The organism is uncultured Salinicola sp., from assembly GCF_937921195.1.
Taxonomy (GTDB): Bacteria; Pseudomonadota; Gammaproteobacteria; order Pseudomonadales; family Halomonadaceae; genus Salinicola.
The window spans coordinates 1-6,019 of the sequence record NZ_CALFQK010000142.1 but is presented as its reverse complement, the minus strand read 5'-3'; the positions used below and the strand labels follow the sequence as shown (position 1 = coordinate 6,019).

General features: G+C 56.9%; 5 protein-coding genes. All 5 read left to right on the top strand.

Annotated features, from left to right (window positions below; genetic code table 11):
- Positions 1–258 (top strand): DUF2345 domain-containing protein (locus Q0602_RS15350; protein ID WP_298845147.1); only part of this gene is annotated, 258 nt, incomplete at its 5' end.
- 2 nt (positions 259–260) lie between these two features.
- On the top strand, positions 261–1,145 hold the full coding sequence (locus Q0602_RS15345; RefSeq protein ID WP_298845144.1) for a DUF4123 domain-containing protein: 885 nt from the start codon (positions 261–263) through the stop codon (positions 1,143–1,145).
- Position 1,146: 1 nt separating this feature from the next.
- The gene (locus Q0602_RS15340; protein WP_298845141.1) at positions 1,147–4,659 is read left to right on the top strand and encodes a T6SS effector BTH_I2691 family protein; all 3,513 of its coding nucleotides are present in this window, start codon (positions 1,147–1,149) and stop codon (positions 4,657–4,659) included.
- The gene (locus Q0602_RS15335) at positions 4,628–5,506 is read left to right on the top strand and encodes a tetratricopeptide repeat protein (RefSeq protein WP_298845138.1); all 879 of its coding nucleotides are present in this window, start codon (positions 4,628–4,630) and stop codon (positions 5,504–5,506) included. The genes Q0602_RS15340 and Q0602_RS15335 overlap by 32 nt, the downstream gene beginning before the upstream one ends.
- Before the next feature lie 330 nt (positions 5,507–5,836).
- A partial coding sequence (locus Q0602_RS15330) for a hypothetical protein (RefSeq protein WP_298845136.1) occupies positions 5,837–6,019 on the top strand: 183 nt, incomplete at its 3' end.

Sequence of the window (6,019 nt, the reverse complement as noted above, 5' to 3'; positions counted from 1 at the left end):
TCGACGGAAGACAAGATCGACTTCGCCGCCGCCGAGGAGATTCTGCTGGTCAGCGTCGGGGCCTATGTGCGTATCAAGGGCGGCGATATCGAGCTGCATGCGCCAGGCAAGGTTACCGTCAAGGGCGCGACGAAGAGTTTTGGGGGGCCGGCGAGTCTGAACGCGTCCATGCCCGAGCTGCCGGAAGGCGAAGATGTGCTCTGTGCGAGCAAGAGTCAGGCTGCGGCAAGCAGCGGTGACGGTAGCGTGGAAAGCTAGCGATGGGCAGCATGAGCGAAGAGGCATGGATGACCGAAGCCAGCGAGGCCGCCAGGGAAGGGCGTCTGTACCGCCTGGTGGACCCTTCGGAGGCGCCCGATTGGGTGCTGAGCGACGAGGCGCGCAAGCAGGCGTCGCTGATTCGTCACCCGTTGCTGGCCCAGACCCCGGCCCAGCGTCTCTATCTCGAACGGATAGGCCAAAACCGGTCCGCGCAGCTGGCATCGCAACTGGAGCGGCAGCGTGCCGAGCGTGGCGCTGGCCTGCTCGGTCCCGTGCCGCTCTGTGGTTGGCTGATCTCGCGCCATGCGAGCACCAGCATCGCCACTTACCTCAGTCGTCAGCTCAAGCAGATGACGCCGGAAGGGAAGCCTGCCCTGCTGCGCTTCTACGATCCTAGGGTGCTGGAACACCTACCGCGGATCCTCGAGCCCTGGCAGCTCTCGGCGCTTTTGGGTCCCGTCGACCGCTGGGCTTATCTCGACACTGAGCTGCATCTGCGCTGTCTCGATCCGCACGGGGAGGTGCGCCGGCTGGGTGGCCTGAAACTAAGCGCCGAGCAGTGGCATGCCATTCAGCGTATCGGCCAGATCAACCGCTGCCGGGAACTCTATCGCACGCTCCCTGGCTCGGCGGGCCTGTCGAAAGCCCCCGCGGAAAGCGTCAACGCCTTGCTCGTCGCCGCGCACTGCGCCGGTCTGCGGGACCGATCCGACGTGGCCACCTTCGTCCTTCACGGGCTGACCACGCGGATCGATTTTCATCGCCACCCGATCATGCAGGCGCTGCTGGGCCGCCTGGGCGGACGGTTGAATTACATTGGATTGTCGAATCAGCTTTCCGACGCTGACTGGGAAGCGATATCGGACATGGGGGAGATGACATAGTATGACGGCACCATCTCAAGTGAGCGCTTACGCAGCGGAAAATGAGACGGCGGGCCAGGAAAGCGGGCGCTGCCAGTTCTGTGAACGCAAGGGACTACCGATCCTTCCCGTGCGCTATGCCGTGTGTCAGCGTAACGGCCGCAACGGCGATATTCCGGAGCTCGATCCCTCGAGAATCCAGGAGTTCACCGACATCCTGCTGGACAAGACTCTGGTCGGGGGCGAAGAGCAGGGTAGGAGCGTGCCCGACGAGGTCAAGGCGGAGATTACGCAGAGCACCGGCAGCCAGGTCAACAAATACATTCTGCGCCAGCTGCGTCAGGGGTATCTCTACTTCTACGATCAGGACAACCCCAACGGCCAGCACTGGTACGCCTACGCGATCACCAGCGATGGTAAGTACTATCAGTTCCCCGTACTACAGTCGCCCGCGCTGGACGACATCAAGTTCCCGGATCGCTGCAAGACCAATCCCGGCGATGTCCTGGACGCCTCCCTCGTTACCCTGCCGTTTCCCGAGGACTCGGGCACGCTCTACTACGCATTCAGCGAACACCCCTGGCCCGAAGCCCATATCCGCATGATCGGGAAAGACGCGGGCTGGCGTAACGCCCACATGCAGCAGGTGAATATTCCGGGTTGGGTCGGAGGGCAGCAGCAACCGTTTGCCTTCGGTACGGATGAGTTGGAAAAAGTCGCCGAATACAGCGCGGCGGCAGAGAGCCTGGACGAACAGTTCTGGTCCAGTGGCCCGGCGCGACCGCTATATAAACCCCGCGAGCTTAGGGGCGCCATGCAGCGCCGGCTCGACCACGCCGGCAGTGAATACCAGGGCAAGGGGCTCATTCTCGCGGTCAAGGACGAGATCGGCATCATCGATGAGTTGAACGCCTATCGGCATCAGGCGTTGGCCAGCGTCGAAGAGTTCTTCTACAACAAGGAGGAAGAGGACGACGAGGCGCAGATACACAATGTGCGTCGTCGCAAGCTGCTCTGCATGCAGGCCATCGATGCCTTCAAGAAGAACTTCGCGCGTAACTACGTGGCGAGTCAGGAGCAGTCACTGAGTGACAAAATCGATAAGGCGCGTGCCGAGCGGGATGCCTTTCAGGAGGAGGAGTATTCCCGAGAAAACGCCTCTCCTCGAGAGCGTGCCCAGCACCAGCGGCGTCTAGGTCAGTTGAATCGGGCCGTGCGCGAAGCTGAGACGGAAAAGGACGACTTTCTGCGTGATCAGCAGCGCGAAGCTGAGGAGCTGCGTGGAGAGAGACAGCGGCTCACAGAGCGGATAGCGCAACTGGAGCAAGAGCAGGCTGAACTCGATCGCCGGGTGGCTAGCAGTGATCCGGCGATCGCCAGACAAGCCGAAATGCAACGGCAGACTCCTTTTCTAGAAAACGAGCTTCAGCACAAGCGGTTTCTGCTCCAAAATCTCAAATCCGAAGCCCAGCGAGCGGCGGATAGGCACGCCGACCAGCTCGATGAGCTTTACGACTCTGATGCTCTCGACCGCTTCAAAGCCGATTACGAAGAGAATACGGCACATTGTCAGAGTCTGGCCGCCGTATTCGACGATGACTATGCCATCTGGGCAAGGCATGGTTTACCCGCCGTGATTGGCCGTTACAGCCAATCCGACTACTGGACCGGACTGGGGCTCAGTGGCCTGATAGGCAATGCACTGCGTGGCGGCATCATGTCGCCTTCCAGTGGTGGCTTATGGAAGCTATTGGCCGACGACCTCGAGTCGAGTGAATCGCCGCTACTGGTGGCGCTCTTTGCCAATGACGCCGAAATGATCGCGCAGGCCCGGCAAAGTCTAGGTCGCTTGCCCGCTGGGTCACAGCTATCGACGCAGACGCTAAAAGAGTGGGGCGAGCGCTTTCAGCAGGTACGTGAACGCACTCAAAAGCCTGACGGGCGCGCGCCGACGAGTGACCAGATCATCAATCGCTGGCGCCCGATACAGGATCTTCTGGCGGCGACGGTCGGCAACTCCATCGCTTCGCTTGTGCTGTACCGAGCAGCCGGTGTCCCCGCGCCGGACTACAAGCCGACGCTCGGGCGATTCGTTCGCTACTACCAGTTGGCTTCCATGGCTGACCCGGATGCCATGGCCGGTAAGCAACCCGCGATGACACTGGTCGAGCGGGACATCAAGCTCTCCGAGCTTCACCAATGGCTACAAGCGGTCTCGAAAGCCAGCTCCGACCAGAAAAATCAGGGAGCGGATACTAGCCAGGCGATAAAGTCCCTGGACGGCATGGTTGGCAACTTCTCCGCCCCGATGGCCGACAGCAGCAGAACGGTACGCATCACCTTGCCTGCCTACTTGGATATCGAGGCGGTGACGCAAGAGCGTGGGGAACAGATCGTGCTGCCGGAAAGCTACACGTCGGAGGATGAGCTGCAGCGCCGTAGTGATCTCGCGCAGAATGCCCGGGATGTCGGGAACACCCTGCTCAGTGCCAAGAAGGGAGGCGGACAGATCGCCGGTGCCTGTTTGGTCTTGTGGAGCCTTATCGTCTCACTGCAGGAGGGCGCCTTCATCAATGAAGAAGAGGGGGCCGATTGGAGCAAAATCATCGGCTCTGGCGTCAGCGTCGCGAGTGGCGCAATGGCGGGGATCGAGGGCTACCATAAGATTCGAATGGCGAGTCTTGGCCTGTCGACGGAAGGCTCGGCGATCAGCGGTGGCAAATGGGCATTCCTTGGCGACGTGCTGGGGACGGCAGGCGGCTTGATCTCCATCTGGGATGGCATGAAAAAGCTGACGGAAGCCAGCGAGGCCAGCAAGACAGGTCAGAGTCTTAGCGGCCATTATGGAATGATCGTCGGGGGCGTCGGGGCTATGGCCGGTATAGCCTCGATCATCGTGATCGGCGCGAGCATCAGCTTTGGCATGGGGATCGTCGCGGGTCTGTTCATCGGCATCATAACGTTGCTGGTCGGCTACTGGTTCGTGGCCATGGTGTCTCCGGCGGTGCAGATGTGGGTGAACCGCAGCATTCTCGGTAAGCCATCCGAACGAGAAAATATGCAGGTCCTGCCGTTCGACGATATGGCGTCGGAGCAAAGCTCGCTGGAGATGGTGTTTCAGGGGGTATTGGTGCAGCTGTCTTGGAGAGAGGTGAATCATCTTGGGCCAGGGCCTAGTGTAGACAGAGAAGTAGAGTTGAAATTAAGTTTTCCTCGGTTGAATAGGTTCGAGGTTGCGTTTTCTCTTTTTTGTGCTGACGGTAATAGAGAGCTGTATAGTCATAAGCTTGTTAAGCTTGCCGATGCCAGAGCTCCTGTGGTAGATAGAGAGACCGCTGATATTGATTTTGAAGAGGGGGTTGATGGGCGCCCTGTTATTACGTCTAGTGAAAAGGGGTACTCTTTGGAGGTGAACAGGATTTTTGCTAAAGATCTTCTTGCCGATGAAGTTGTTCTGGACGTGAGTTTTAATTCCTCTCGCACTGTCGGGGCGAATGTTCACGATGTTTTCAAAATGGAGTTTGACAGTGTTTAAAAAGCATTTTTTCTTTCTTGTGTTCTTGTTGTTTGTTCCGCTAACTGCTGTTGGTGAGGTTCTGTTTCCCGATCCAACTGGTGATAGCTTGAATGCTGCTTATTCAAAAACTAGTAGGGTCGAGCTTGAAAATCAGGTTGAAGAGGGGGTGCCATCGGCTGAATATATGATGGGGATGATATATCTGAGTGGAGATGCGGCTTGGGGCGTTCAATCTGATTATAAAAAAGCTTTTTCTTTGTTGCATCGTGCCTGGTGCGATGATGTTTTTGATGCTGGCTACGCACTTTCCACGATGTATTACAAAGGGTTGGGTGTAGATAAAGATCTTGCCAAGGTTCGAGATTTTGTTTTGAAGTCCGGAGAAAATGGTTACATAAAATCGCAAAGAACTCTCGGGCTTGCTTACAAAGGGGATGTGTTGCAGAGTGTGTTCGATAAAGATATTGAGAAATCTATTTTTTGGTTTGAAAAGGCTGCGGTAAATGGAGATCAACTTTCAGCTGCTAATCTCTCTATGATTTATGGTGGCGATGGTGTTCCGCGAGATGAAAAAAAGTCTTTCGAGTGGAAGAAGAGGGCCGCTACAGCTAAATATGGCAACTCTCAATTTGTGCAGTTTTTAAAGTTGGCGGAGTTTTATGAAAAAGGTGTTGGTACTGATAAAGACCTAGTGCAAGCCTATAAGTATTACGGCCTTAGCGGATCTGCCGGTGTGGAAGGAAAACAGCGCGTTGCCAAGGAAATGAACCAAGAGCAGATTGACGAAGCTATTCGCCAATCCCAGGAATGGCAGAAAGAGAACAACGTTCAGGTGGGCGGTGGTTTTATCCGTCGCGCCAATTGAGATTGTTGTTTTGCCAAGATTGTGGTGTGTGACTTTAGAATTAAGACCCATGGCATTTGCCATGGGTTTTTTATTGAATCATCTTCGCTCCGGTAGAAGGGAACGGTGTTGTCGTGACAACGACGATTCCACGCTCCGGACTCGATCCGGCAGTCGTTGGGTGCCTCACTTAGAATAGTTCGCCTAGAGGTTCCGGGCGATACAAACAGCGGTGCCGACTGGAACCGGTTGTTTAGTTCAGGTGTCAGTTTACTTAGCGCAGGCATGGGAGCTGCCGAGGGGTATCAGGCGATTCGGGTTGCCAGCATGGGTCCCGGTACCGAAGGAGCGTTGAGCAGAATCATTAACGGCGATACCTGGAAGCTGGGGAGCGGTCTGCTGAGTGTGGCAAGCGGTATGCTCTCGATCTGGGACGGCATGCGCAAGTTGACCGAGTCAGCGCGAGCCAGGCGGCTGGGGCAGACGCTGAGCGCCGACAATCAGAAGATCATGGGGGGCTTCGGGGTCGTCAGT